This is a genomic window from Myxococcus xanthus (genome assembly GCF_013116825.1).
Taxonomy (GTDB): Bacteria; Myxococcota; Myxococcia; order Myxococcales; family Myxococcaceae; genus Myxococcus; species Myxococcus xanthus_B.
Map to the genome: position 1 here is coordinate 46,436 of NZ_JABFNS010000021.1, position 25,557 is coordinate 71,992.

Here is a 25,557-nt window from a genome sequence, read left to right on the forward strand (position 1 = left end):
GCCTAAAGTTTGCGGGCTCGCAGACGTTGCGAGGTCATCTGCTGCTCGCAGGGACCTCCTCCTGGGAATTTGCCATGGAGTGTCGGGGACTTGGCTCACCAGACGGGGAGGCACGAGGTGTGCAAAGACACCCGCGTGTCTCCATTGCCCCAGCCCCCAGGGGTCATTGTGCCCGCAGGACATCCCCCCATGCCCTTGCTCACAGTTTTTCCGACGCCTCCCCAGCAGAACCGTTCCCGCGCGCCTCGCTGGAAGCTGTGGGCGCCCCTGACGCTGACGCTGGCCGCCTCCGCCGCGTGGGCCCAGGACGCCGCCACCGCCCCTTCCGCCGCCGCGCCCGAGCCGGACTACGCCGTCGAGGCGAGGAACGCGCAGCCCTCCGGCCTGGTGGTGCGGGTGGAGCCCCTTCATCAGACGCAGTTCATCGTGAAGAACGCCGAGCGCGTGAGGGTCCAGGCCTCCGCGGTGGTCGAGGCGTCGCTCGGTGAGCCGAATCAAATCATGGTCCAGGGGCTGAGCCTGGGCGTGTCCGAGGTGCTCGTGTGGCGCCAGGGCAGCAGGCAGCCTTTGAGCGTGCGCGTGGAGGTCGCCAAATGAGCCGGCGCGACGCACGCGGAATGACGCTGCTGGAGGTCAGCATCGTCCTCGCCATCATCGCGGTGCTGGCCGCGCTGGCCTACGCGGGCTACGCGCGGCTCAGCGCGAGGGCAGGTCCGCAGAACGCGGCCTCCGACCTGTCCGGCGCGCTCGCCGAGGCCCGCGCCCGCGCCGTGGACCGTCAGGCCGACGTGTGGCTCATCATCTACCCGGACATCAATCCGGAGGGTCAGGCTGGCGCGGGCCATGGCGCCTGGTTCCTGCTGGAGGACCGCCTGCGCGACTTCGGAGACGTTGCGGGCCCCGGCGGGCAGTTGAGCTTCGGCACCTTCTCGCCCCCGCTGAACATCCAGCCTTCCGCGGACCAGGGCCGGTTGATGGACTCCATGTACCTGGACCGCTACTCGCAGCGCACCGTGCGCTTCGGCGCCAGCGGCAAGCTGGCGTGGACCGGCATCTTCGAGGGACTGGCCGCCACGGACTGCAGCTTCTGCAGCGGCGCGCCGCGGCGGGGCGCCATCGTCTTCCGCAGTGACGGCTCCGCGCGCTTCGTGGACGGCGCGGGCCAGCCCGTCCTCCCCGCCGGCAACGGCGCCGTGAATCGGGCCGCGTCGCTGGCGCTTCTCTCCACCGACGGGCAGCGCGAATACCTCTTCGCCGTGTCCGCGCCCGTTGGCTTCGTCGACATGAGGGTCAACCGATGAAGCGACTGAATCCCGCATCCCGCCGCGCCCACATGCGCGGCGCCACGCTCATTGAAGGCATGGCGGCCGCCGCCATCCTCGCCATGGGCATCAGCGGCGTCTTCGGCGGGCTCATCTTCGCCAGCCAGCAGAACGCCGCCGCCAACCGCCTGTCACAGGCCAGCGCCATCGCCTCGCAGGTGCGCTCCGGCATCCAGCTCCAGGGGCGCGCCCGCCTCTTCGCGGACACCGGGCCGCTGTCTGCCGCGCGCTGTGCTGGCGCCGCGGAGACGCTCGAGCTGGCCGGCGGCCTCGCCACCCTGCCCGACACCTGCGTCGTGGACCTGGACGCCTTCGAGACCGCGGCCGGAGACCCGCTGCTCCGCGTGGTTCCCGGCTACTCGCCGGAGGAGAGCGAGCACTACCGCCGCGTCCTCGTCTGGACGCCGGCGCAGGCCATCGACTCGGTCGCGGTGGTGGTGTCCTTCCGCAGCGCCGGCCAGCGCCGCTACGTCAAGCAGTTCGTCGCGCTCTACAACCCGGCGGAGAACGGCGCGGGGGTGGAGCTGTGAACACCCCCAGGACACACGCGCGCCGCGGCTTCACGCTCATCGAGTTGCTGGTCGGCATCACCGTCTCCTCGGTGGTGCTGCTGGCGGTGGCGGGGACCATCATCGCCGTCAACAACATCTTCCAGAACAACACCGTCTCCAAGACGGCCGTCGAAGGCAGCCGCGTCGGCACCGACTTCCTCAACCGCACGCTGCGCTACGCGGGCTACGGGCTGGACCCCGCCATCGCCTTCAACTTCGACACGGTGGGCCTGCCGGGGGACCGAAAGGACAACTACACGGAGGAAGTGGAGGACTGGGGCCACTTCGTCACCGACGACCTGGCCTTCCGCTACCGCGACCCCATGTTCCTGCGCCGCGGCGAGCTCGACGGCACCGGGGCGCCGCCCTTCCAGTTGACGCTGGAACCCGCCACGACCTTCGGCCAGCCGCTGCGCCAGGGGCAGGCCATGCTCATCGCCTGTCCAGGCGGTCAGGACTACTTCCTCGGGCGGCTTTCGGCGGACGTTGCCGCGGATGGCACCAGCGCCACGCTGGACACCGCGCTCGCCGCGGGCCTCCCGGGCGATGTGCCCAGGTCCTGCATGGCGGACACCGGCCGCAGGCCCTTCGTCATGCTGGTGCATGAGAAGCGGCTGCGCGTGGAGGCGTTCGGTGGGCGCCCGTACCTGGTGATGAGGCACGGCTGGGCGGCCAACGCCGACTTCGACCCCATCGCCGTGGACGTGGAGTCCTTCCAGGTCAGCTACCAGATGAACCGGCCGCCCGCGAACTCCGCGTGCTGCGCCGGCCTGCCCGCGCCCGACGGCGCCGTGGGCAGCGGCATGGCCTGGGTGCTGGGTGACGAGGACTCCGTCGTGCTGCCCAAGTACGACGACCACGTTCCCGCGCCCACGTACAGCACGCCGTACGACGCGCCCCTCCGCTACAACATGAACCCGGCCAACATCCGCTCGGTGGGCGTGGGCCTCACGGTGCGCTCGGCGCGCCCGCTGCCCTCCGGCACGAAGAACCAGGGCCGCAGGCTCTTCAACGCGGACCCCGTGAATCCCGAGGACATGTTCTTCCGCACCACCGTGGAGACGTCCGTCCGCATTCCCAACATGACGTCCCGCGCCTTCTTCATCCCCGAGCTGCGCGCCGACGGCGTCGCCGGTGACATCAAGAACGTCTGGGGAGGCTAGCCATCATGACCCACTTCGCCTCACGCCGGGGCAGCGCCCTGGCCATCACCTTGATTGCCCTGACGGTGCTGCTGCTGCTCGTGGTGGGCGCCATCACCTTCACCGGCCGCAACCAGTCCGCCGCCGTGGCCAAGACGCGCAGCGACCGCGTGGAGGCCTGCGCGGAGACGGCGCGGCGCTACCTGCTGTCGCGGCTGAAGGTGTTCGGCACCGGCGCGGTGCCCGTCACCAGCATCAGCCTGGAGCAGGTGTTGCAAGACGACCAGGTCGTCGCCGACAGCAGCGTCATGCGCACCGCCCACCTGGGTGACACCGCGTCGGCGCCCACGGCGGCGGTGCTCGCCTCGTCCTCGTTCAGCAGCGGCAAGGACCAGGTGAGCGACGCGGCCAACACCCTCCGAGAAGGCACGGCCGGCGGCAGCTACTACCGCGTGGTCGTCATGTGTGACGAGCCCGGAGGCCGCCAGGCCGAGACCGAGTTCGTCTTCCGCTTCGGCATCTGACCCCTTCCGCCCCGCCCTTCCCCGAGCCCCCCATGAAGGCACTCTTCTCCACACTGACGGCCCTGTCCGTGCTGCTGGCCGCCCCTGGCGCGCTCGCGCAGGACCCGGCGTCTTGCAGCCTGCAGTCCACCTCCCGCCTGGACGCGCTGCTCAACCCGGCGCGCGGCAGCGACGAGCGCTTCTTCACCAGCCCCAGCGGCCCGCCCAACATCCTGCTCATCCTGGATACGTCGGGCTCCATGGCGTGGTGGCCCATCGCCTGGAGCAACAGCGACTACCACAGCTACGACAAGGACAGCGGCGGACAGTTCCCCGGCTGCCGTCAGGCCAATATCAACGAGCTGAACTACGACGCCAACGTCGCATACCCGCGGATGTGGCTGTCGCTGACCAACCAGGACTCGCCCTGGTTCGTGCCGGCCAACTACTACCGCTTCGACGGCGAAGGCAGCGGCTCGCATACCAGCTTCGGGATGAACAGAAATCCCGTGCGCTTCGACCAGCCCCCCCCCAACACCGTCATCAGCGACAACGCGGCGGCGGCATGCGCCAATCTGGTGGGCACCAGCAACACCGGCAACGGGCCCGCCGCGCGGGCCGCGTGCGCGCAGTGCCTGACGACGAAAGGGTACTTCCAGTACACCGACGAGAAGCGGGTCGCGTCGGGCAACTTCCTCAACTTCTACTCGCCGCGCGGCCACTCCGCCGTCAACGTCATCAGCCAGGTGCTCAAGGACTCGGAGCGCACGCGCTTCGGCGTGGTGACGTTCTCCGCGAGCAGCGAAGCCACCGGCACGGTGAAGTGGAGCGGTCAGGACGTGGTGCGCTTCGAGCGCTTCGGTCCCCGCTGCGAGGAGTCGCTCAGCGGCGCGAAGCGTGAAGAGCACCGCGACAGCCTGCTCAGCAAGATGCGGAACGGGCTGCGCTTCAACACGGGCACGCCCCTGACACAGGCCATGTGGGGCGCCAGCACCTACTTCCGCTCCGCCGGGAGCGACCCGTTCCCCGGCTGGTTCGGCAGTGAATACCTGCGCGACTCGGGCTTCAACGACGAGGCCGCGCCCGGACAAGCCGCCATCTGCTTCACCTGCGGCTTCAACGCCATGATTCTGCTCACGGACGGAGAGCCCAACGAGCCCGACAGCGACTCCGCCCAGGTCCCTGTCCAGGTGCGCAACCTGGAAGTGCCCTGCTCCAACTGCGCCGCGGCGGGCCAGGGCGCCAAAAGCGGCGACTCCAACAGCCACATCCACCGCATCGCCAAGTGGATGTGGACAAACGACCTGCGGCCAGAGCTCGCCGGGTCGCAGGCGGTGGCCACCTATACCGTGGGATTCGCGCTGACGAACACGCGCGCCATCAACCTGCTGCGCGTCACCGCGGACGCGGGCGGCGGGCGCTTCTACGCGGCCACCAACTCCAGCCAGCTGAAGTCGGCGCTCCAGGCCATCGTCGACGACGTGCAGAACCGGAACATCGCGTTCGCCGCCGCGGCCATCTCTTCGTTCCAGACGGGCAGCTCCACGCTCAGCGCGCTGATGCCGCGCATGTCGCCCGCCTCCGGTGACAGCGCCTGGCGCGGCGACTTGTGGCGCTTCAACCAGTTCAACGAGTTCGTGGAAGGTGTCGACAAGAACGGCGACGGCGACATGGACGACATCTTCGTCGTGGACCGGGACGGGGACATCGTCGTCGAGGACACATCCGGCAACTTCATCAAGGACGGAGGCAGCACCCCGGCCACCCAGTTCTGGGAGGCGCGCCGCGCGCTGATGGCCCGGGCGCTGAACAGCCGGAAGATCTACACGGTGACGGACAGCAACCAGGACGGGCGCCTCACCGCCGCGGACAACGCGGCGACGCCCATCGAGTTCACCGTGGAGAACCGCGAGGTGCTGAAGAGCTACTTCGGCATCCTCGGCACCCCCGTCTGCCCGAAGGTGCAGTCGCTCAGCCCCCTGGACATCGACCCGGGCACGTTGATGACGGGCCTCCGGCTGACGCCCCAGCAGGCCGCCGCGGCCATGAGCGTCGCGGTGCCCGGCTTCGGCAGCCTGGAGCAGGCGCAGACCTGGGTGAACGACATCTGCGTGCGCACGCTCATCCAATACGTGCGCGGCCAGGACCTGGCGGACGAGGACGGCAACGGCAACCGCACCGAGGTGCGCCGCTCCGTGCTGGGCGACATCTTCCACTCCGCGCCGGTGCTGGTGGACCCGCCCATGGACAAGTTCCTGTGCAACCTGGGCATGAGCAACCAGTGCACGCGCACGCTCTACAGCCAGCAACTGGGCGTGTCGCCCACGCCGCTCGCCACGGAGAGCATCAGCCGCTGCGGCAACACCGTGGAGGTGGACGCGTATGACGCGTACCTGCACCGCTACCGCCGCCGCGACAAGCTGGTGCTGGTGGGCGCCAACGACGGCATGCTGCACGCCTTCCGCGACAGCACCGCGAGCAGCGACAACTGCGAGGGCGGCCTGCCCATGATTGAGTACTCGCCCAGCAACGGCGAGGAGGAGTGGGCCTTCATCCCGCCCGACCTGCTGTCGCGCCTGCACGAGATGGCGGCCGGCCACCAGTACTACGTGGACGGCGACATCATGGTGCGCGACGTGTGGGCGGACGGCTCGGACGGCTCGCAGCCGGACGGCATCAAGCAGTCCACCGAGTACCACACGATGGCGGTGATTTCGGAGGGACGCGGCGGCGTGCATTACCTGGCGCTGGAGCTGCGCGCGGACTCGAGCACCGGCCGCTTCGGCGCGCCCCGGATGCAGTGGATGTACCCGCAGCCGGACTCCCCGGAGGCCGCCCTCTTCGGCAAGACGCTCTTCTCCCTCAGCCCCAAGCCGCCGCCCATTGGCCCCGTGCTGGTGGAGGCGGGCACCTCGGCGGGTCCCGTGTCCCGCTACAACGTGGAGACCCAGGAGCGGTGGATGGTGGCCCTGTCGGGCGGCTGGTCCCCCGGCCAGGAGAAGGGCCGCGGCATCTACCTGGTGGACGCGTGGTCCCCCGAGGTGAATGGCCGCACCGACAACCTGTGGTGGAAGTTCGAATTCGACCCGAACGCCACCGGCGAGCAGCACGGGCCCGCGCGGCACCTCACGCACAGCGTGGCGGCACCCGTGGCGCTGGTGGACTACGGCGTGGCGGGCAACGTGCAGCAGGACGGCTTCTTCGACACGGCCGTCTTCGGTGACATGCGCGGCCAGCTGTGGGTGGCGCGCATGTCCGTGCCCGGCGCGCTGGACCCGAGCACCCGGCTCATCGGCAACTGGAGCGCCGCGCGCGCCTTCCAGATGGACCGGGACGCCGTGGGTCCGTCGGGCAGCCAGGGCGACAGCCTCACGCGCACGTGGCCCTTCTATTACGTGCCCTCCATTGGCATCCAGCCGGGCACGGGCGCCATGCGCGCGCTCGTCGGCACGGGTGACCGCTACGCGCTGCTGGATGACCAGGCCGGCATCTGCCGCTTCGACAACCCGCAGGCCTGCGCGCGCTACGGGTGCGGCAACGTGGAGGTGGACTACCGCGTGGACCGCATCGGCGAGAACATCACCCAGTCGCGGCACCAGTGGACGCAGCGGGGCCTGGCACAGTCCACGCTGACGCGTGGGACGGCCTCGCAGCCCGCCTGTGGCGAACCGGGCCAGACGGTGGTGTCGGCCCGGTTCACCCGGCACGAGGCCCGCTCCTGCCCGGGGGCCCCCCAGGACTACACCTCCATGAGCCCCGCGCGCGTGGAGTGCGGCAAGGACGCCGAGGGCCACTTCCGCTGCCTCGACGTGAGCAACGTGGCGCCCAACTTCGCGGACCTGGAGCTGACCCGCACCGTCAACGCCATTGGGAAGAATCGCTTCTACGGCGTGCGCGTGTACGGCGTGGCCGGGCAGACGTTCGCCGAGGATGCCACCGCTGTTTCCGCGGAGGGCCCCATGACGGCGAGCCAGTTCGACGCGAAGCGCCTGAGCGACCGCACCAACGACAACGACACCAGCGGTGACCTGGTGGACGTGACGAACATCACCTGCGACGCGTCCGGAGCCTGCTCCGCGACGGGCGCCACGCCCGAAGGCGAGGGATGGATGCTGGAGTACACCGACAACCACACCCACAAGACGGCGGGCGGCGCGGCCACGGTGGCCAGCTGCACGCTGTGGAACGTCATCTACCCGTCGCAGGACGGAGAGGTGTGCAGCAGCACCGCCGCCCGGGCCCGCTTCTACCAGGCGGACTTCCTCAGCGGCCTGCCCAACTGCGCCGCGTCCTTCGACAACGCGCGCTACCAGGAGCGCGCGGTGCTGTCACCGCCGCCCGAGCCCGCCACCGCGGTGATGATTTCGCCCACCGGCAGCGTGAAATACAGCGCCGTCATGCAGGAGCCCGGACAGCGCCAGGCCACCTCGGTGGACGTGTCGGAGAACAGCGAGGTGCTCCAGAACGTGTACGAGCTGCCCCTCACCCAGGAGCAGCACACCTGCCGCCACGAGAACGCGGCCAGCTGCCTGTGACGTGAAGGCCCGCCCTCCCCGCTCGCCTGGGGAGGGCGTCTGGCGTTAGAAGACGGGCATGCCCGCACTCGAAGACGCCATCGCGCTCGCGGTGGCCGCGCATCACGGCCAGCGAGACAAGGCCGGCCAGACGTACATCCTCCACCCGCTGCGGGTGATGATGCGGCTGGACACGGACGAAGAGCGCACCGTGGCCATCCTCCACGACGTGGTGGAGGACACGCCCTACACGCTCGAGCGCCTGCGCGAGCTGGGCTACCCGGAAAACGTCCTGGGCGCGCTGGACGCGCTCACCCGCCGCCAGGACGAGACGTACGAGGCCTTCATCGAACGGCTGCGCCCGCTGGCGCTCGCCCGCCGCGTGAAGCTGGCGGACCTGGAGGACAACATGGACGTGCGGCGGCTGGCCGCGGTGACGCCCAAGGACGCCGAGCGCCTGGCCCGCTACCGCGCCGCCTGGGCCCGCCTGCGCGAGCCCTAGAAGACACGACGGCCCGGAGCGCCACGGGGGCGACTCCGGGCCGCAGTGCTACCAGCGCCCGCCGAGGAAAGCAGGGCGCCGGTTCCTTCGTCTCCGTGCTAGCCCTTGGCCAGCTGGCGGAGCACGTACTGCAAGATGCCGCCGTGGCGGTAGTAGTCGAGCTCGTTCGGCGTGTCGATGCGGCACACCACCGTGAACTCCTTGGTGCCACCCTCACCCGTGGCCTTCACGGTGAGCTTCTTCTGCGGCGCCAGGTCCTGCGCCACGCCGGTGATGTCGAACTTCTCGTGGCCGGTGAGGCCCAGCGACTGCGCGTCCTGGCCCGCCTCGAACTGGAGCGGCAGCACGCCCATGCCCACCAGGTTGGAGCGGTGGATGCGCTCGAAGCTCTTGGCGATGACGGCCTTCACGCCCAGCAGCATGGTGCCCTTGGCCGCCCAGTCACGGCTGGAGCCGGTGCCGTACTCCGCGCCCGCCAGCACCACCAGCGGCGTGCCCTCCGCCTGGTACTTCATGGACGCGTCGTAGATGCTCATCCGCTCGCGCGTGGGGATGTGGACGGTGACGCCGCCCTCCACGCCCGGGACCAGCAGGTTCTTCAGGCGGATGTTGGCGAAGGTGCCGCGCACCATCACCTCGTGGTTGCCGCGGCGCGCGCCGTAGGAGTTGAAGTCCTTGGGCTCCACGCCGTTGGCCATGAGGTACTTGGCCGCCGGGCTCGTCTTGGCGATGTTGCCCGCGGGGGAGATGTGGTCCGTGGTGACGGAGTCACCCAGCAGCGCCATCACGTGCGCGCCATGGATGTCCTGCGTCGCCTTGGGCTCCTTCGGCAGGTTGTCGAAGAAGGGCGGCTTGCGCACGTAGGTGGACGTGTCGTCCCACTGGAACGTGGAGCCCTTGCCCACCGGCAGCTGCTGCCAGAGCGCGTCGCCCTCCATGGCGTTGGCGTACTGGCTGCGGAACTGCTCCGGCTTCACGGAGGTGCGGATGACCTCCTGAATCTCCTCGTTGGTGGGCCAGATGTCCTTGAGGAACACGGGACGCCCGTTGGGGTCGGTGCCCAGCGGCTCGTTGTCCAGGTCCATGCCCACTTCGCCAGCCAGCGCGTAGGCCACCACCAGCGGCGGGCTGGCCAGGTAGTTCATGCGCACGTGCGGGTTGATGCGGCCTTCGAAGTTGCGGTTGCCGGACAGCACCGCGGCCACCACGAGGTCACCCTCGGTGACGGCGTTGGCCACGGGCTCCGTCAGCGGACCGGAGTTGCCGATGCACGTCGTGCAGCCGTAGCCCACGATGTGGAAGCCCACGGCCTCCAGGTACGGCAGCAGGCCGGCGTCGCGCAGGTACTCGCTGACGACGCGGCTGCCCGGGGCCAGGGACGTCTTCACCCACGGCTTCGGGTTGAGGCCGCGCTCCACGGCCTTCTTGGCCAGGATGCCCGCGCCCACCAGCACCGCCGGGTTGGAGGTGTTGGTGCAGGACGTAATCGACGCAATCACCACCGCGCCGTGGCCCAGCTGGTAGCTCTGGCGGCCGTTCTTCACCGTGACGGTCTGCGCCAGACGCTCGGGGGGCACCGCGGCGGCGGCGGTGGCCTTGCCCTTGCCACCCTCCTCGTCCTCGCCCTTGCTCTTGCCGGCCGACAGCATCTCCACCAGCGACTTCTCGTAGCCGGACTTCATGTCCTTGAGGGGCACGCGGTCCTGCGGGCGCTTGGGGCCGGCGAGGCTGGGCACCACGGTGGACAGGTCCAGCTCCAGCGTGTCGCTGAAGATGGGGTCCTCGGCGTCGTCACGCCGCCACAGGCCCTGCTCCTTGGCGTAGGCCTCGGTGAGGGCCACGAGGTCGTCCGGACGGCCGGTGAAGCGCAGGTAGTTGAGGCTCTCCTCGTCCACCGGGAAGAAGCCGATGGTGGCGCCGTACTCGGGCGCCATGTTCGCGATGGTGGCGCGGTCCGGCAGGGACAGGTTCTTCAGGCCGCTGCCGTAGAACTCCACGAACTTGCCCACCACGCCCTTCTTGCGAAGCATCTGCGTGACGGTGAGCACCAGGTCCGTGGCGGTGGCGCCCGCGGGCAGCTTGCCGTTGAGCTTGAAGCCCACCACCTGCGGAATCAGCATCGTGATCGGCTGGCCCAGCAGCGCGGCCTCGGCCTCGATGCCGCCCACGCCCCAGCCCACCACGCCCAGGCCGTTGATCATCGTGGTGTGGCTGTCGGTGCCCACCAGCGTGTCCGGGTAGACAGTGCTGCCCTGGCGGAACGTCACGTGCGCCAGGAACTCCAGGTTGACCTGGTGGCAGATGCCGATGTCCGGCGGAACCACGCCAAAGCCCTTGAACGCGCTCTGGCCCCAGCGGAGGAACGCGTACCGCTCACGGTTGCGCTCGAACTCCAGCTCGGCGTTCTCCTTGAACGCGGCGGACGTCGCGAAGGAGTCAATCTGCACCGAGTGGTCGATGACCAGGTCGGCCGGGTTGCGCGGGTTGATCTTGTCCGGGTTGCCGCCCATGGAGGCCAGCGCCTCACGCATGGCCGCCAGGTCCACCACCGCGGGCACGCCCGTGAAGTCCTGGAGCAGCACGCGGGCGGGGTGGAAGGAGATTTCCACGTCCGGGGTGGCCTTGGGGTCCCACGCCAGCATCTTCTCCACGTGCTCGCGCTTCACCACACGACCGTCCTCGTGGCGCAGCAGGTTCTCCAGCAGGACCTTCAGCGAGAACGGCAGGCGGTTCACCGCCGGGTGGGATTTCGCCAGCTTGCCCAGGCTGAAGAGGTCATAGGTGGCAGAGCCCACCTTGAGCTGGGACTTCGTGCCGAAACTGTCGGTCATGTGTGTTGCCATCCTTCCTTGCGCGGGATGCGGCAACTTCTAGGCCCCCCGTTGACGCGTTGCAAAGGGTTCCTGCGAGCGCATTGAGGGCCCGACGCTTCCAGCCGCGGGTGTGCAGCCCCGCTCATCGGAACCATGCGGCCCGCTGAGAGGCGAACAGGGGTGGCTCAAATGATTCTGCGAAGCAGAGACAGTGCCCGCTCCAGCAGCTTCTGCCACAGGGGCCGGCGGCGGAACTCCGCCAGCGTCACCTCGCGGCAGTCCCCGCAGTCGCCGCGGAAGGAGTCTTCCAGTTGCTGTCCCAAGCGAGGGTCGGCGAAGACAGCGTTCACCTCGTGATTGAAGGCCAGGCTGAGGCGCTCCAGGTTGAAGGAACCGATGGTGCCCCACACCCCGTCCACCACGGCCGTCTTGGCGTGCAGCACGCCGCGCTGCCACTCGAAGATGCGGACGCCCGCGCTCAGCAGCCGTTCGTAGAAGGCCCGGGCCATGAACTCCAGGATGGGGTGGTCACTGCGAGCGTTGAGCAGCAGATGGACCTCCACCCCGCGCCGGGCCGCCTCGCGCAGGGCCATCACCATGCGCCGGTCCGGAATGAAATAGGCGGCGGCCACCAGCACGCTGCGCCGGGCCCTGCGGATGGCGTGCAGGTAGGCCCGGTGGATGCTTCGCCGACTGGACAACACCGCCAGCCCCACCGCGCCGCGCGGGGGGGGCGGGTTGCGCAGGCGCTCCAGCCGCCGGGTCAGCCGGTGGAAGCGGCCCTGGAACATCATCCGCCACGTGGCGGAGAAACACCGCTCCAGTTCATGGACCGCCGGCCCTTCGATGCGCAGCACGTCATCCCGCCACGCCGCGCCCATCTCCGCGGGCGCCCAGTGGGCGGAGATGTTCACCCCACCGGTGAAGGCCACCTCTCCGTCCACCACCAGGATTTTGCGGTGGTCCCTCCGCAGCAGGTGCCGCAGCCCGCGTGACAGGCTGAAGGGCTTGAAGGCGCGGATGTCCACACCGCGCGCGCGCAGCCCGGCGAAGAAGCTCCGGCGGCTCGTCCAGGAGCCCACCGCGTCGTACAGCACCTTCACGTGCACGCCGCGCCCGGCCGCCTCCGCCAGCGCCTCGCCGAACAGCTCGCCGACGGAGTCGGAGACGAACATGTACGTCTCCATGCGGACATAACGGCGCGCCCCGCGGATGGCCTCCAGCATGGCCGGGTAGGCCTCCACGCCGTCGCGCAGCAGCTGGCATGCGTTGCCCTGCACCACCCCGTGGCGGCGCGGCAGGTAGTAGCGCGCCAGGGACAGCCCGGAGACGTTGGGGCTCCACACCGGCCCATGCTCCGGCACGGGCCCTGGGGGCGTGGGCGCACGCCGCGGCGCGCCCGTGTCCACCTCCCCCGACTGCTCGGTCAACGCCTCCGGGTCACGCATGGCCTCCCAACGGTGCGGATGCCCGCGCGACCCGGCAACCCGAGCCGCATCGCAGCCTGTCTTCCAGTGCCAGCCGGTGTCCGGAAGCCGACGGGACAACCCCGCGACGTCACGGGCACCGGAAAGCCGTGGCGCGGCCTAGAGGCCGTACTCCGCGCGCTTGGCGTCCGCGCGGGTGGCGCACGGCTGGTCGAACTCCGGGAAGTACTCCTTCACGTGGTCCAGGGTGGCGGAGGCGCTCTTGTAGTTGCCCTGGTTGTAGTAGCCCTCCACCTCCAGCAGCAGCTTGGAGCAGGTGCGGTCCAGCTCCTGCTGCGCCGCCTTCATGCGCTCCTGGGCGTCGTAGTAGAGGTCCGGCTTCGGCTCCGGGTGGGCCTCCAGCATCAGCCACGACACGCGGAAGGACTTCCAGGCCTCGTAGCGGTTGCGAGCGCCGATGTCCGGCGTCTGGAAGTGCTTCAAGCCACGCTTGTGGTACTCGGTGGCCTCGCGCACCAGCTCCTCCGGCAGCAGGTCCGGCAGCAGCGCACGCTCCACCCAGATGTTCCAGATGACCCACGGGTCTTCGCCCGGCGGATTCTTCACGTTGTCGAAGATGATGCGGTTGGGCTCGCCCTTCTTCAGGTGCTGGGCCGGAATCATCAGTTCGATGGAGCGGTCCTGGCTGGCCAGCGTGTCGGGCGGCACCTTGCCCACGTCCACGCCATTGACGCTCACCACGACCTCGTCCTTGGAGATGCCCTGGGCCTGGTAGTGGAGGATGACCACCGCGCGCGTGGCGGCGGTGTACTCCCACTCGAAGACCTTCATGTCCGGGCGATCCCAGGTCACGCCCGGCCCCAGGCCGAACGAGTCGCGGATGGGCTGGCCGGTCAACATCGAGGGCTCCTCGCCCACCGGCTGACCGTCCTCGCCGCTCAGCACCAGCCAGTAGAGGACGCCGAACAGCGCGAGCACCATGGCCACGCCGCCACCGATGATGCCGGTGCGCACGCCCTGGCTGGCGTCCGCCCAGAAGAGCTTCGCGCTGGACACCACGCCGGGGGACTCACGCCGGATGCGCGCGCGCTCCGCCGCGGACAGGCCACCACCGCCCGACGCGGACGGCGCCGGACGGGCCCGGGCCGGCGGGGGCGAACTGGACGGCCGCTTCGCGGGCGGTGCCGCTGGCGCCGAGCGCTCCATGGCCGCCGGCCGTGAGCCGCTCTGCCCCTGGGACACGGGGCGCAGGGCCTGCAGGTTGGACCGGGTGGCGCCCTCGCGGATTTCGTTCAGCGCCTCCTGGTCGGCACCTTCCGGGGCCAACGCGACGCCCTTGTTGCGCTGCCGCTTCAGGGAATCCAGGGAAACGATGCGCGTGCTGCCATCGCCGTCCTGAGCGCCGGCGGGGAGCTCTTCTTCGCCCGTGGCCGGCTCGTCCGTCAGCATGGCGAAGATGAACGTCACCGGCCCCAGGGTCAGCTTGTCGCCGTCCTCAAGCACCTGCGTCTTCACCGGACTGCCGTTGACGAGCGACCCGTTGGCGCTGCCCTGGTCCTCGACGGCGTAGGCATCACCGTCGAGGAAGATGCGGCAGTGGCGCCGGGACACACCCGGGTCGAACAGCGCGACGTCACAATCCGTCGAACGGCCGATGAGAACGGAGTCCTGGTCGAAGACGAACTCCTTACCGGCTTCTCTACCCTCGGAGATCGTCAGCTGGAAAGGCATGGGGGGTTACAATCCTACAGAGGCCCGCGCCGCTCGGGCAACGGCCGCGCGCGCGGAGGCCGGTTCCATGACCTGCGCCTCGCCACCGAAGGACAGGACCCACTGGGTGAGCCAGCGTTCGCTGTCCCCCGCCACCAGCACCTCCACGCCCCCGTCGGAAAGCGGGCGAGCGTCCTGGCCGAAGCGCTCCTTCACATAGGGTGCGGCCACGGGAGAGAAGCGCACGCGCACCGAGGAATCCGTCAGGCCCCGCGCCGGGTTGGGCACGTCCGCCCGGGCGTCCGTGGGCGGCTGGAAGGACACGTCCGTGACGAGGATGTCCTCCATCCGGTCCAGGCGGAACAGGCGCGCGTCCTGCCGGGTGTGGCAGTAGCCCTGCAGATACCACTGCCCCCGGTGGCTGAGCAGCTCGTAGGGGCGCACGGTGCGCGGCTCCGGCGACCGGCCGGGGCTGGCATAGCCGAACGTCACCTCCAGGCGCTCGATGATGGCCCGGGTGAGCGGCCCCAGGGCCTGGGGCGCCTCGGTGGACGCATCAATCTTCCGGTACATCTCCCGGTAGCGCTCGCGGGTGGCGGGCGGCAGCACGCGCTCCAGCTTCTGGAGGGCGCTCTGCAACGCGTCCCCCGTGGCCGGCCGCAGCAGCTCCGCCGACGCGGCCAGCGCCGCGGCCTCACCCGGCGTCAACCGGGGCGGCGCGAACAGGCGCTGGTCCAGGTCCACGTAGACGCGGTCGTTGTCCACGTAGATGTCGATGTAGTCGTCCGGGTTGAAGGGCGGCCGGCCCACGCAGGTGAGCAGGTCCAGCTCCTCCAGCAGGTCCTCGCGGCTGATGTTGAGCGCGCGCGCGAGCGCGTCCACCGTGACGCCGGGGTGCTTGGAGACGTAGGGAACCAGGAACAGCAGGCGGCGGAGCCGCTCGTGGACGTTGCTCATGCGCTCACCTTGTCCAGCGAATCGTCGTGGCACGACACGATGCGCGAGGCCATCTCCCGCAGACGCGCCTGCGCCCGCTCCGGGCCCTCCACGCGGCAATCCGGCCCCAGCGCCAGGCAGAAGCGCATCAGGCCGTCCACGAACGTGACCGGCAGCCGCGCCCGCACCGCCCCCTCCTCCGCCGGCTCCAGCGTGGCGCCGGGCAACAGGCCCGCGGCCCGCGAGGCGAGCGTGCCCGACAGGTGGAGCGCCACCTCCACCTGCTCATGGAACCGGTGCTGCCACGGGAAGTACGCCACGTGGGCCTCCAGCGAGAAGTCCGCCGGCACCTGGAAGTCCGGTGTGCGCGGGCGCGCCGTGTTCACCTTGAGTTCGCGAATCCGGTGGACGTGGAAGGTCCGCAAGTCCTTGCGCAGGTGGCAGTACCCCACCAGCGTCCAGGCGCCTCGGCGCAGCGCCAAGCCATACGGGTCCACCCGCCGCTGCGTGGTGCCGGCCTGCTTGGGGCTGGCATACGTCAGGTCCACCCACTTGCGGGCCGCGCACGCATCCCAGAGCTGCTCCAGGCGCGCGGAGATCTCCTTCTCCTGGCCCTCGTGCACGGAGCCCAGCTCCATGCGCACCCGGGGTGTGGGTAGGGATTGACCGGCGAAGAAGCCGATCTTCCGCAGCGCGTGCGCCAGGTCATCCCGGCCCGGAAAGGCCCCCGACGCCAGCGCTGCGGAGCCGGCGGCGTAGAGCACGGCCAGCTCCTCCTTGGAGAGGTCCGCCTCCGGGAGGTAGTAGGCGTCCCGGTCGACGATGTAGCCGTCCCGGCGCTCGTCGTCTCCCTGCACGTACGTCAGCGGAAAGCCCAGCTCCACCAGCTCCGCCTTGTCGCGCTCGAACTTGCGCTCCGCGGCATCATCGGAGCCGCCGTAGTCACCAGGGAAGTGCTCGCGCAGCTCGGCCCAGGAGATGGGCTCGCGTGCGTCGAGCAGAAGGGCCACGAGGTCGAGGATGCGTTCAGTGCGGTCCATTGGAGAGGTCGGCGACGATGCCGGGCGGACCCGAGAGGGTCAAGAAGTGGACGTGTGGGTGGGAAACAGGTGAGAGGGCCGCTCGCGTCCGGCGAGATAGCCGGACGCGCCTGAACAAACAAGCAGGTAATCGCCTGTGCGCACGGCTGCACTCGTTGCGGCTGGCAAGGACTTGGGCGGGGGGCTCGCACTGAGGGCATGATCTGGGTTATTGCTGCTCCATTCCGTGGAAGTGGAAGCGACGTGGACAGGCCTGCCTGTCCGGATGCCGCACGGCCGAAGCGGCGAGCGGAGCCTCCGAAGGGACTCACGATGAGCGGCATCACCCTCGTCCGTAATGTGGTGGCCGGGTTGGCGATGTTCGTGGGCTTCACGAGCATGGCCGCGCCTGCGCCCGTGCGCGCGGAGCCCCTCTACTTCGCCGTCGAGGTCCGCCGTGACGGGCGGCTGGTGGCCCAGCCCAAGCTGCTGGGCGAGACGGGCCGCACCCTTCGCGCCGAGCGCCGCCGGCCAGGAGCGCCCCTGCCCGACTACCGGCTGGTCCTCACGCCCAAGGCCGAAGGCCAGTCCTTCCTCCTCCAGCTCGACCTGCTCCTGCCCGAGGCGAAGGGCCACTCCGAGCTGGCGCTGCTCCACGGCCAGGAGCGCAAGCTCCAGCTTGGCCGCGTCCCCGGAGAGCTCGAGGTCTCCCTGCTGCTGATGAAGGTGGACTCGCCGGAGTTCCGCGCGCTCATGCAGTTGGGCGAAAGCGGCGGCAAGTCGCTGTCCACCTCGTCCATCTGAACTGCGCCCTGCCCGGCTACAGCACGGCCAGGTCGTCGCGGTGCACGGCCTCGTCGAGGTAGCGGTAGCCCAGCACCGCTTCGATGTCCGCCGTGCGATGTCCGGCGATGCGTCGCAGCTCGTTGGCGTCGTAGGCCGCCAGCCCCCGCGCGAACACGGCCCCCTCCGCGTCCACCAGGTCCACCGGGTCCCCGCGCCCGAAGTCTCCCTCCACGCCGCGCACGCCGCTGGGCAGCAGGCTGCGCTTGCCGGTGACAATGGCCTCGCGCGCGCCAGCATCCACCGTGAGCGTCCCGCGTGCGCGCAGGGCATGGGCAATCCAGGCGGCGCGCGCACTGCGACGGCTGCCGGTGGGCTCGAAGACGGTCCCCACGTCGGCCCCTTCCAGGACGGCGCGCAGGCGGCCGGGCACGGCGCCGGACGTAATCACGCAGTGGATGCCCGACTCGGACGCGCGCGCGGCCGCCCGAACCTTGGTGCTCATGCCGCCCGTCCCCACCCCGCTGCTCGTGCCGGTGGCGAGCGCCAGGACCTCGGGCGTCACCTGCATCACCGTGGCCAGGAGTTCCGCGCCCGCGTCGCGCCGGGGGTCTCCGGTGTAGAGGCCCTCCACATCCGACAGCAGGACGAGCGCGTCGGCATCCACCACGCCGGCCACCAGCCCCGCCAGCGTGTCGTTGTCACCGAACTTCAGTTCGTCCACGGAGACGGTGTCGTTCTCGTTGATGACGGGGACGACGCCCGCCGTCAGCAGCCGCTCCAGGGTGTGCTTCACGTTGAGGTAGCGGCGGCGCTCCTGCACGTCCTCGTGGGTGAGCAGCACCTGGGCCACCGCCTTCCCATGCGCGGCGAAGGCCTCTTCGTAGGCCTGCATCAGCCGGCTCTGCCCCACCGCCGCGCACGCCTGCTTGCCTGGGATGTCGCGAGGGCGCGAAGGCAGGCCGAGCCGTTCGACCCCCAGGGCAATGGCCCCGCTGGACACCACCAGCAGCTCGCGGCCCTGCGCGGCCCACAACAAATCCTGGCCCAGCGCATCGAAGTGCTGACGGTTGAAACGTCCGGTGGCGTTCGTCAGTGCGTTGGTGCCGATTTTCACCACCACCCGCCGGGCGGAGCGGAGGGCGGCGCGTCCCGTGGAAATCGAACTCACGGGGCGTCAGCGTAGGTCAGAAATGGAAGACGCGCGCGTCCGGCGTGTTTTCCCCACAGCGGCAGTCATAAAGTCGTACGAAAAGGTGGGGGCACCAACGCCTCCGCCAGGAGAGCACGGTTTGAAGGAAATCTACGGCAACACCCTGGGCCTCAAGTCGAGCGAACAGCACCGGTTGCGCAACACCTTCCGCCGGCGCGTTCCACCGCACGAAATCGTGTCGCCCGAGCTTGCCCGGCATCTCACCGAGCTGTCGCGTGAGCTGAACCGGCAGGTGGGTGTGCTCGTCAACCGGAAGGGCGAAATCGAGCACGTCATCGTGGGCAACGCCCACAAGCTCGAGCTGCCGGACATCGGCCGCGCCCGCGCGGGCCAGGTGCGTCTGCGTGGCCTCCGCCTGGTCCACACCCACTTGAAGAGCGAGCCGCTCACCAAGGACGACCTCACGGACCTCGCGCTGCTGCGCCTGGACTGCGTGGCGGCCGTTGGCGTGGGCCCCGAGGGCCTGCCCGGCGTCCTGCACTACGCCTACCTCATCCCGGAGAATGGCTCCGGCGACTTCTGGCACGTCGAGACGCTGCCCTCCGTCCACGTGGCGCAGCCCGACCTCATGGACACGCTGGGCGCGTTGGAGGAGGAGTTCAACCGCAAGGCGGCGTCGCGCAAGGTGGGCGGCCGGGAGAAGGCCATCCTCGTGGCGGTGTGCCTGGACGGCAACCGCGCCCTGGCCGAGTCCAGCCTGGCGGAGCTGAAGGAGCTGGCGCGCACCGCGGGCGTGGAGGTCATCGACTCCGTGCTCCAGGTGAAGCGCGAGGCGGACCCGCGCTACCTCATCGGCCGCGGCAAGCTGGAGGAGCTCAACCTGCGCTCCATGCAGTCCATGGTGGACCTGCTCATCTTCGACAAGGACCTCACCCCGTCCCAGGGCCGCCACATCGGCGAGGCCACCAGCCTCAAAATCCTGGACCGCTCGCAGCTCATCCTCGACATCTTCGCGCAGCGCGCGCAGAGCGCCGAGGGCAAGCTCCAGGTGGAGCTGGCACAGCTGAAGTACCGGCTGCCGCGGCTGGTGCAGAGCGACGATTCGCTCAGCCGGCTCATGGGCGGCATTGGCGGACGTGGCCCAGGCGAGACGAAGCTGGAGATCGACCGCCGCCGCGTGCGCGAGCGAATCACCCACCTGGAGAAGCGCATCGACGCGATTGGCCGGGAGCGCAGCGTGCGCCGGGCCCAGCGCAACCGGCGCGAGCTGCCCGTCATCTCCATTGTCGGCTACACCAACGCCGGCAAGTCCACGCTCCTCAACGCGATTACAAACGCCGAGGTGCTGGCGGAGAACAAGCTGTTCGCCACGCTGGACCCCACCAGCCGGCGGCTGCGCTTCCCGCAGGAGCGGGAGGTCATCATCACCGACACGGTGGGCTTCATCCGGGACCTGCCCAAGGACCTGGTCGCCGCCTTCCGCGCCACGCTGGAGGAGCTGTACGACGCCAGCCTGCTGCTCCACGTCGTGGACGCGGCGGACCCCGCCCGCGACGAGCAGGTGGAGGCGGTGGAGAACATCCTCGAGTCGCTCGACTTGATGGAGAAGCCGCGCCTCATGGTGTGGAACAAGGCGGACCTGCTTCCGCCGGACGAAGTGGCGGCGCTGCTGCGCACCCGGGGCGGCGTGGCCATCAGCGCCGCGACGCGCGAGGGCCTGGCGACGCTGCTGGCCAAGGCGGACACCACGCTGTTCGCCGAAGGCGCCACCGAGGCCATCGGCGCCGTCTGAGCCCGCGGTTGCCGCGCAGGCACGGCTCCCCGTAGAGTCGGGGGGCCGTGTCGACTCCATCGCTCCCCCCCCTGCTGCTGGCCCAGGCTGACTACACGAAGCCTGTGTCCTCTCTGTCTCCCAAGTACTTCGAGCTGCTGGAGCAGAACAGCCACATCATCTACCCCGTCCTGGCGATCCTGACGTTGGTCATCATCGCCGCGGGCGTCCTCCAGGCGTGGCGCACGCAGGACCTGGACGGACTCCAGAAGAACGAGTTCAAGCGCGCCATCGTCAACGAGCTGCGCCGCAACATCAGCGGCATGCCCGGTGACTTGCTGGCGAAGTCCGTGGGGCTGGACCGGCTCAAGACGAACCGCCTGCTGGAGCAGATGCAGCAGGAGGGCCTGGTGGTGAGCCACACCAACTCCCAGCGGCTCACCGTGTGGCGCGTCCGCGGCGCCACGCCGGACGCCGCGCCGCGCCGCTACTGAAGGCCGCTCAGACGCCCGCCAGCTCCGACTTCGGCTGGCGCGTCATCAGGTCCACCACCGCCGTGCGCGCGCTCTTGCCCTCGTGGGCAATCAAGTACACCTGGTGGCAGATGGGCAGCTCCACGCCCGTCTTGAGCTCCAGTTCGTGCGCGCTGCGGGCCGTCTTCACACCTTCGGCCACTTCCTTCATATCCGCGAGGATGTCCGGCAGCTTGCGGCCCTTGCCCAGCTCCATCCCCACGTGCCGGTTGCGGCTCAGCTCGCCGGTGCACGTCAGCACCAGGTCGCCCATGCCGGACAGACCGGAGAGCGTCAGCGGGTTGGCGCCCTTGCGCACCGCCAGGCGCGTAATCTCCGCCAGGCCGCGGGTGATGATGGCCGCGCGCGCGTTGTGGCCCATGCCCAGGCCGTCCGCCATGCCGGCGGCAATCGCGATGACGTTCTTCAGCGCGCCGCCGTACTGCACACCCACCACGTCCGTGGAGGTGTAGCTGCGGAACGTCTCCGTCTGGAGCGCCTTCTGGCAGCGCAGCGCCACCTTGTCCCAGTGGGAGGCGATGGTCACCACCGTGGGCATGCGCCGCGCCAGCTCCTTGGCGAAGCTGGGGCCGGACAGCACCGCGAGGTACGGGTGGAACTCCTCCGGCAGGCAGTCCTCCAGGAGCTCCGTCATCGTCAGCAGCGTCCCGTTCTCGATGCCCTTCGACACCGTGACGATGGGGACATGGCGCGGCAGGTACGCCTGGGCCTTCGCCACCACCTCGCGCGTGGCGTGGCTGGGCGTGGCCAGCACCACCAACTCCGAACCCGCGAGCGCCTCCTGGAGGTCATTCGTGGCGCGCACGCGCTCCGAGATGGGGATGCCCTTCAGGTAGGTGGGGTTCTCGTGCTGGGTGTTGATGGCCTCCACCACGGAGGACTCGCGACCCCACAGACGAACCTCCTCGCAATTGACCGCGAGCACGTTCGCCAGGGCGGTACCGAAGGAGCCGGAGCCGATGACACTGCCACGCATGAAAGACCTCGCTAGAAACCAGTCACGACGCCAAAGGTGATGACGGGCATGAAGTCCGTCTCGTCAGGCCGGGTCCGGATGTCCCCGCCAATCGTCAGAGCGTAGGACGTTTTCTCACTCACGGGGATTTCCGCGCCCAACCGGACCGGGAAGGCTCCGGACAGTTCTACCTCAGGGGGCAGGCCGCCCAGCGGCACCCCTTGAATGGGCTCGGTGTCCAGCGCCATCAGGTAGCGGACGTCCAGGAACAATCGCGGCGAGCGGGCGCCCGCGAGTTGGAGATTGCCGACGATGCCGGGCAGCACGTTCCAGTTGCGGCGCCCGCTGTAGTAGCGCGCGCCCCGGTCCTCCACGCTCGCGGGCCGCAGGAAGAAGGCGTGGCTGCCCTCCACCGCCACGCCCACGCTCCACCGGGGCCCGCCATCGAGCACCATCCACCGCGCGCCCACGCGCAGCTCGTTCATCAACCCGTAGGCGCTGTCCACGCCGGCCAGCACGTCCACGCGGCGATGGACGCCCACGGCGACTCGCGCGGACACGATGGGAAAACCCAGGGCCAGGCCCACGGCCATGCCCCCTGCCCCCACCGTCTGGGCGCCGAGCAGGCTCACGCGGTTGGGGAGGGGCGGCGGCCTGACAGGGGCCGGCGGCGTCCGGGGCGCGGGGATGGCGGCCTCGTCGACGGGCACCAGCGGCGGAACCTCGGGCAACTGGGGCAGCGCGGCCGCCTCCTCCGCCTCGGGGACAGCGGTGGCGCCCGGGAAGGACTCCCAGGCCGCGTCGTCCGGAGCTTCGTTGCGAGCGGGCGCGGGGACCTGGCCGGGTTGCGGGACACGCGCCTTCGAAGCCTCGGCGCCCGACCCCCTCGACTGAGACGGCACGACAGCCGGGGGAGCGCCCTCCGCCGGACGAGACTGGACGTCTCCCACCAGGGCAAACACGAGCAGGGGCAAGGAGGGGGCGGAGCGCATGGCGGGGAGCTTCAGCTTAGTCCGACGGGCGTATAAGGCACGAGGCAAGCCCGCCCGCTCGGAGGCCCAACCGGGCCGGCGTCCGGAAGCGGTCGGCGACATGCGGGAAACGTCGCCGCGCGAGGCCTCCTCCGGTCTACCATCCGCGCCGCTTCGGCAGGCGCACACGGGAGTCACACGGGATGAGGGCTGGAGGGCGCGCGGCATTGTTCATGGCACTGGCACTGGCGGCATGCCGGAGCCGACCTTCCGACACACCCGCCGTGGACGCGGGCACCACAGCGTCCCCTGCCGAGCGCGCGGCGCTCCCCGACTGCGAGGTGCTGCTGCCCGCGGACGACCGCGAGCTGATGCTCCCCGGCTTCACCATGAAGCAGGAGCGCGCCTGCCCGACGTGTGGCCCGCTGTGCAGCTTCCGCTCGGACGCGGAGCCCGGCCTCGCCGTCTCCATTACCTGGGACTGCAACGCCCGCTACGCCCAGTCGGACATCCACGAATTGATGGCCCCCACCCTCCAGGCCGGCGGCGTGGAGGTGCCCGCGCTCGGCCGTGGCGCGGTGCGGCGCGCGCCCGCCCAGGGCATGTCCCAGGTGCTGGCCTGGGATGACGACACGGACTGCGCGGTCGTCGTCACCTGGCTGGGCGGTGAGACGGAGCGAGCCGTGGAGGTGGCGCGCTCGGCGCTCATCGCCACCAGGCCCGCCGTGCTCGACGCGGGGACACCCGGTGCCCAGAAAGTGGATGCGGGGGACTCCGGCGAGCCCTGAGGCCCACCGGACAGCCCCCGTCCCCTACAGCGTGAGCAGGTACTCCACCAGGTCGTCGACCTCGGCGTCGGTGAGCTGCGCCGTCACGCCGTGCTGGTTCGACTCGCGGCCCTGCATCAGCCGGTCCTTCAGCGACACGGCGCTGCCGTCATGCAGGTACGGCGCGGTGCGGGCCAGCCCCAACAGCGACGGCGTGTTGAGCCCCTGCTTGCGCACCACCGGGTCATCCTGGAGCGGCCCCGAGGTGACGAAGGTGCCCACGTCGGCCTGCGTGTTGCGGGTGAAGTGCGCCCCTCCGTGGCAGGTGTCACACGCGGCCTTGCGGAACACGGCCTCGCCGCGTGTCTGCGCGGCGGTGAGAACGTCAGCCTTGTGCGGGTTGTCCGGCGCGGGCAGCACGTCGATGAAGTCGGACAGCTGCGCCACCATGACGCCGTCCAGCACCGTCCCACCCATGCGGTGGCGCACCGTCGCGTCGAGGAAGTCCCGCATGGTGGAGAACTCGCCGCTCCAGTGGAAGGGCCCCGTCTTCGTCATGCTCCGGCCCGCGAGGCTGGGCGTCTGACGAGGCCCGTCCGGGAAGCCCCAGACGTGGCCGTCCTCGCGGCCATCGGGATGGCAGCTCGCGCACGACGCGCCCACCGACGTACTGGCCATGCGCGAGTCCAGCGCGCTGAAGAACAGCTTGCGGCCCGCCACCTCGTTGGGCGTCAGCACGTCCCCCGCGATAGGCAGCGGCGCGCCGTCCGTGCGGATGTTGGCGGTGCCACCCGCGCCGTCGCTCACCAGCGTCGTCACCGTGTGGTCGAACGCGTTGTAGACGTAGGCCCTGCGCCCATCCCGCGTCATCGCGATGCCGGTGGGGCCGGAGCCCACCCGCACCAGCTGGCGCACCGTGCTGCCCAGGCCCGACCGCAGGTCCGAGCCCGAACGGCGCCCCGTGGGGATGATGGCGACGTTGTCCGTCTCCCGGTTCACCACGAAGGCCCACAGGCCCGTCGGGTCCACCACCGCCGCCACCGGCCCCTGGATGGGGTGCGTCGACTCCGGGCTGATGATGGTGGAGGGCGGGAAGTCCGGTGACAGGTCCGGCGGCGGACGGCACCGGTCCAGGTCATCCACCCGGGGCGAGCCCGTGTCCGTGTCGAAGGTGACCAGCCCTGGCGCCACCACGCCGCCCGTGTTGCAGGGCCCACCACCGCCGTAGAGCGAGCCCCCGCTCGGCGCGGTGGGCGTCCCGTCTGGAGACAACGGGTCCTCCCGCGCCCACATCACCGTCGCCAGCGCGCGCTCTCCATCCGGCGTCACCGCGACGCTCGACATGCTGCGCGGCTGGAAGCGGATGTCCGCGGGCGGAAGCCGCGGCGACAGCCCGTCCGGGGACGCGGCCACGGTGTCCCGGACGTTGGCGCGCGCGTACAGGTCCGTCTGCTCACGCACCACGCGGGGCCGGTCCGCGTCCGTCAGGTCCACGGAGACCAGGTCGCCCTGGCGGAAGCGGGTGATGAGCGCGCGCTTGCCGCCCTGCGCCAGCGCGATGCCTCGGGGCTCATCCCCCACCGGCAATTCCCAGCGCACCGACAGCGAGCGCGTGTCCACCGCCATCAACGAGCCGTGGCTCGACGTCGCCAGCGCGGTGCTGTTCACCACGTACAGCGTGTCCCCGGTGGGCGACACCGACAGGCCCACGGGCTCCACACCCACCGCGACGCGGGCCGCCTCGTTCCAGTCCCCCCGGCGGATGACGGACACGCTGCGCGAGCCGCGATTGGAGACGTAGACGGTGTCGTCCGGCCCCACCGCCACGCGCTCGGGGAGGAGGCCCACCTTCACCTCGCCCACCTTTTCACGACGCGCCGTGTCCACCACGGCGAGGACGCCGTTGTCCGAGTCCACCACGTAGAGAAAGGCGTCATCCCGGCTGAGCGCCACCGAGCCCGACGCCTGGGTCCAGGTCGCCTGGGCATCGCGGTCTTCACACGCCGGAAGCGCGAGCATCGAGGCCAGCACCGTGGCCAGGACCGTCCGTCTCATGGAGGGGTTCCCTTCCTTGCGGCGGCCCGTCCCATCGACCCGACACCGGGCGGCCGCGTCCTGAGCGGGGAAGAAGGCGGCCGGCCCACGTCGCACGCCTGCCCCGCGGCCGCCCATGCTTGCACCAGAC

At 70.2% G+C, this 25,557-nt stretch carries 20 protein-coding genes; 11 read left to right on the plus strand and 9 right to left on the minus strand.

Annotation, left to right across the window (positions count from 1 at the left end; all coding sequences use genetic code 11):
* Positions 1-189: 189 nt before the first annotated feature.
* Genes HNV26_RS08595 through HNV26_RS08625 form a run of 7 tightly spaced genes read left to right on the plus strand, consistent with a single transcriptional unit; the run spans position 190 to position 8,534 of the window.
* Positions 190-597 (plus strand): pilus assembly protein N-terminal domain-containing protein, encoded by a 408-nt coding sequence (locus HNV26_RS08595; protein ID WP_171441204.1) that lies wholly within the window; start codon positions 190-192, stop codon positions 595-597.
* The gene (locus HNV26_RS08600; protein ID WP_171441203.1) at positions 594-1,301 is read left to right on the plus strand and encodes a prepilin-type N-terminal cleavage/methylation domain-containing protein; all 708 of its coding nucleotides are present in this window, start codon (positions 594-596) and stop codon (positions 1,299-1,301) included. Before HNV26_RS08595 ends, HNV26_RS08600 begins: the two co-directional genes overlap by 4 nt.
* Positions 1,298-1,852: a type IV pilus modification PilV family protein gene (locus tag HNV26_RS08605; protein WP_171441202.1), complete on the plus strand. Its 555-nt coding sequence runs from the start codon at positions 1,298-1,300 to the stop codon at positions 1,850-1,852. The genes HNV26_RS08600 and HNV26_RS08605 overlap by 4 nt, the downstream gene beginning before the upstream one ends.
* Positions 1,849-3,036: a PilW family protein gene (locus HNV26_RS08610; protein WP_171441201.1), complete on the plus strand. Its 1,188-nt coding sequence runs from the start codon at positions 1,849-1,851 to the stop codon at positions 3,034-3,036. Before HNV26_RS08605 ends, HNV26_RS08610 begins: the two co-directional genes overlap by 4 nt.
* Before the next feature lie 5 nt (positions 3,037-3,041).
* Positions 3,042-3,539, plus strand: coding sequence for a hypothetical protein (locus HNV26_RS08615; RefSeq protein WP_011551483.1), 498 nt, complete (start codon positions 3,042-3,044; stop codon positions 3,537-3,539).
* Positions 3,540-3,571: 32 nt separating this feature from the next.
* Complete coding sequence (locus HNV26_RS08620) at positions 3,572-8,053, plus strand: pilus assembly protein (RefSeq protein ID WP_171441200.1); 4,482 nt, start codon at positions 3,572-3,574, stop codon at positions 8,051-8,053.
* A 58-nt stretch (positions 8,054-8,111) separates the two neighbouring features.
* Entirely contained in the window at positions 8,112-8,534 is a 423-nt protein-coding gene (locus HNV26_RS08625; protein ID WP_140788353.1) for an HD domain-containing protein, read from the plus strand.
* 98 nt (positions 8,535-8,632) lie between these two features.
* Here the strand turns inward: HNV26_RS08625 and acnA are convergent, their stop codons facing one another.
* The 5 genes from acnA to HNV26_RS08650 all read right to left on the minus strand — a co-directional run bounded on the left by acnA (position 8,633) and on the right by HNV26_RS08650 (position 16,460).
* Positions 8,633-11,365, minus strand: coding sequence for an aconitate hydratase AcnA (acnA, locus tag HNV26_RS08630; protein ID WP_301338453.1), 2,733 nt, complete (start codon positions 11,363-11,365; stop codon positions 8,633-8,635).
* Positions 11,366-11,532: 167 nt separating this feature from the next.
* Positions 11,533-12,795, minus strand: a complete 1,263-nt coding sequence (locus HNV26_RS08635; protein WP_253816358.1) for a phospholipase D-like domain-containing protein — start codon at positions 12,793-12,795, stop codon at positions 11,533-11,535.
* A 138-nt stretch (positions 12,796-12,933) separates the two neighbouring features.
* Positions 12,934-14,505: an FHA domain-containing protein gene (locus HNV26_RS08640; protein WP_171441197.1), complete on the minus strand. Its 1,572-nt coding sequence runs from the start codon at positions 14,503-14,505 to the stop codon at positions 12,934-12,936.
* A 6-nt stretch (positions 14,506-14,511) separates the two neighbouring features.
* Positions 14,512-15,441: a helix-turn-helix transcriptional regulator gene (locus tag HNV26_RS08645; RefSeq protein WP_171441196.1), complete on the minus strand. Its 930-nt coding sequence runs from the start codon at positions 15,439-15,441 to the stop codon at positions 14,512-14,514.
* Positions 15,438-16,460, minus strand: coding sequence for a helix-turn-helix transcriptional regulator (locus HNV26_RS08650; protein ID WP_171441195.1), 1,023 nt, complete (start codon positions 16,458-16,460; stop codon positions 15,438-15,440). Before HNV26_RS08650 ends, HNV26_RS08645 begins: the two co-directional genes overlap by 4 nt.
* 198 nt (positions 16,461-16,658) lie before the next feature.
* Between HNV26_RS08650 and HNV26_RS08655 the strand changes: the two genes are divergently transcribed.
* Positions 16,659-17,243 carry a hypothetical protein gene (locus HNV26_RS08655; RefSeq protein ID WP_011551475.1) on the plus strand — a complete coding sequence of 195 codons (585 nt, stop codon included), beginning with the start codon at positions 16,659-16,661 and terminating at the stop codon, positions 17,241-17,243.
* A 16-nt stretch (positions 17,244-17,259) separates the two neighbouring features.
* On the opposite strand, the gene proB is transcribed toward HNV26_RS08655, so the two are convergent.
* Positions 17,260-18,393: a glutamate 5-kinase gene (gene proB, locus HNV26_RS08660; protein WP_171441194.1), complete on the minus strand. Its 1,134-nt coding sequence runs from the start codon at positions 18,391-18,393 to the stop codon at positions 17,260-17,262.
* Positions 18,394-18,514: 121 nt separating this feature from the next.
* Between proB and hflX the strand changes: the two genes are divergently transcribed.
* A complete protein-coding gene (gene hflX / locus HNV26_RS08665) occupies positions 18,515-20,167 on the plus strand; it encodes a GTPase HflX (RefSeq protein WP_171441193.1) in 1,653 nt (550 codons plus the stop codon).
* Positions 20,168-20,214: 47 nt separating this feature from the next.
* Positions 20,215-20,640 (plus strand): hypothetical protein, encoded by a 426-nt coding sequence (locus HNV26_RS08670; RefSeq protein ID WP_171441192.1) that lies wholly within the window; start codon positions 20,215-20,217, stop codon positions 20,638-20,640.
* A 7-nt stretch (positions 20,641-20,647) separates the two neighbouring features.
* Here the strand turns inward: HNV26_RS08670 and HNV26_RS08675 are convergent, their stop codons facing one another.
* On the minus strand, positions 20,648-21,655 hold the full coding sequence (locus HNV26_RS08675; RefSeq protein WP_141590345.1) for an NAD(P)H-dependent glycerol-3-phosphate dehydrogenase: 1,008 nt from the start codon (positions 21,653-21,655) through the stop codon (positions 20,648-20,650).
* An 11-nt stretch (positions 21,656-21,666) separates the two neighbouring features.
* Entirely contained in the window at positions 21,667-22,626 is a 960-nt protein-coding gene (locus tag HNV26_RS08680; protein ID WP_216611922.1) for a hypothetical protein, read from the minus strand.
* Positions 22,627-22,808: 182 nt separating this feature from the next.
* Here HNV26_RS08680 and HNV26_RS08685 point away from each other — a divergent pair, with 182 nt between their 5' ends.
* Complete coding sequence (locus HNV26_RS08685; RefSeq protein ID WP_171441191.1) at positions 22,809-23,393, plus strand: hypothetical protein; 585 nt, start codon at positions 22,809-22,811, stop codon at positions 23,391-23,393.
* 24 nt (positions 23,394-23,417) lie between these two features.
* Here the strand turns inward: HNV26_RS08685 and HNV26_RS08690 are convergent, their stop codons facing one another.
* Positions 23,418-25,427: a c-type cytochrome gene (locus tag HNV26_RS08690; RefSeq protein ID WP_171441190.1), complete on the minus strand. Its 2,010-nt coding sequence runs from the start codon at positions 25,425-25,427 to the stop codon at positions 23,418-23,420.
* Between the last annotated feature and the right edge of the window lie 130 nt (positions 25,428-25,557).

Bases quoted from the DNA above. Each gene is read 5' to 3' on its own strand.
- HNV26_RS08595 (WP_171441204.1), top strand. From the start codon at position 190: ATGCCCTTGCTCACAGTTTTTCCGACGCCTCCCCAGCAGAACCGTTCC.
- HNV26_RS08600 (WP_171441203.1), top strand. From the start codon at position 594: ATGAGCCGGCGCGACGCACGCGGAATGACGCTGCTGGAGGTCAGCATC.
- HNV26_RS08605 (WP_171441202.1), top strand. From the start codon at position 1,298: ATGAAGCGACTGAATCCCGCATCCCGCCGCGCCCACATGCGCGGCGCC.
- HNV26_RS08615 (WP_011551483.1), top strand. From the start codon at position 3,042: ATGACCCACTTCGCCTCACGCCGGGGCAGCGCCCTGGCCATCACCTTG.
- HNV26_RS08620 (WP_171441200.1), top strand. From the start codon at position 3,572: ATGAAGGCACTCTTCTCCACACTGACGGCCCTGTCCGTGCTGCTGGCC.
- HNV26_RS08625 (WP_140788353.1), top strand. From the start codon at position 8,112: ATGCCCGCACTCGAAGACGCCATCGCGCTCGCGGTGGCCGCGCATCAC.
- acnA (WP_301338453.1), bottom strand. From the start codon at position 11,365: ATGACCGACAGTTTCGGCACGAAGTCCCAGCTCAAGGTGGGCTCTGCC.
- HNV26_RS08635 (WP_253816358.1), bottom strand. From the start codon at position 12,795: ATGCGTGACCCGGAGGCGTTGACCGAGCAGTCGGGGGAGGTGGACACG.
- HNV26_RS08640 (WP_171441197.1), bottom strand. From the start codon at position 14,505: ATGCCTTTCCAGCTGACGATCTCCGAGGGTAGAGAAGCCGGTAAGGAG.
- HNV26_RS08645 (WP_171441196.1), bottom strand. From the start codon at position 15,441: ATGAGCAACGTCCACGAGCGGCTCCGCCGCCTGCTGTTCCTGGTTCCC.
- HNV26_RS08650 (WP_171441195.1), bottom strand. From the start codon at position 16,460: ATGGACCGCACTGAACGCATCCTCGACCTCGTGGCCCTTCTGCTCGAC.
- HNV26_RS08655 (WP_011551475.1), top strand. From the start codon at position 16,659: ATGATCTGGGTTATTGCTGCTCCATTCCGTGGAAGTGGAAGCGACGTG.
- HNV26_RS08675 (WP_141590345.1), bottom strand. From the start codon at position 21,655: ATGCGTGGCAGTGTCATCGGCTCCGGCTCCTTCGGTACCGCCCTGGCG.
- HNV26_RS08680 (WP_216611922.1), bottom strand. From the start codon at position 22,626: ATGCGCTCCGCCCCCTCCTTGCCCCTGCTCGTGTTTGCCCTGGTGGGA.
- HNV26_RS08685 (WP_171441191.1), top strand. From the start codon at position 22,809: ATGAGGGCTGGAGGGCGCGCGGCATTGTTCATGGCACTGGCACTGGCG.
- HNV26_RS08690 (WP_171441190.1), bottom strand. From the start codon at position 25,427: ATGAGACGGACGGTCCTGGCCACGGTGCTGGCCTCGATGCTCGCGCTT.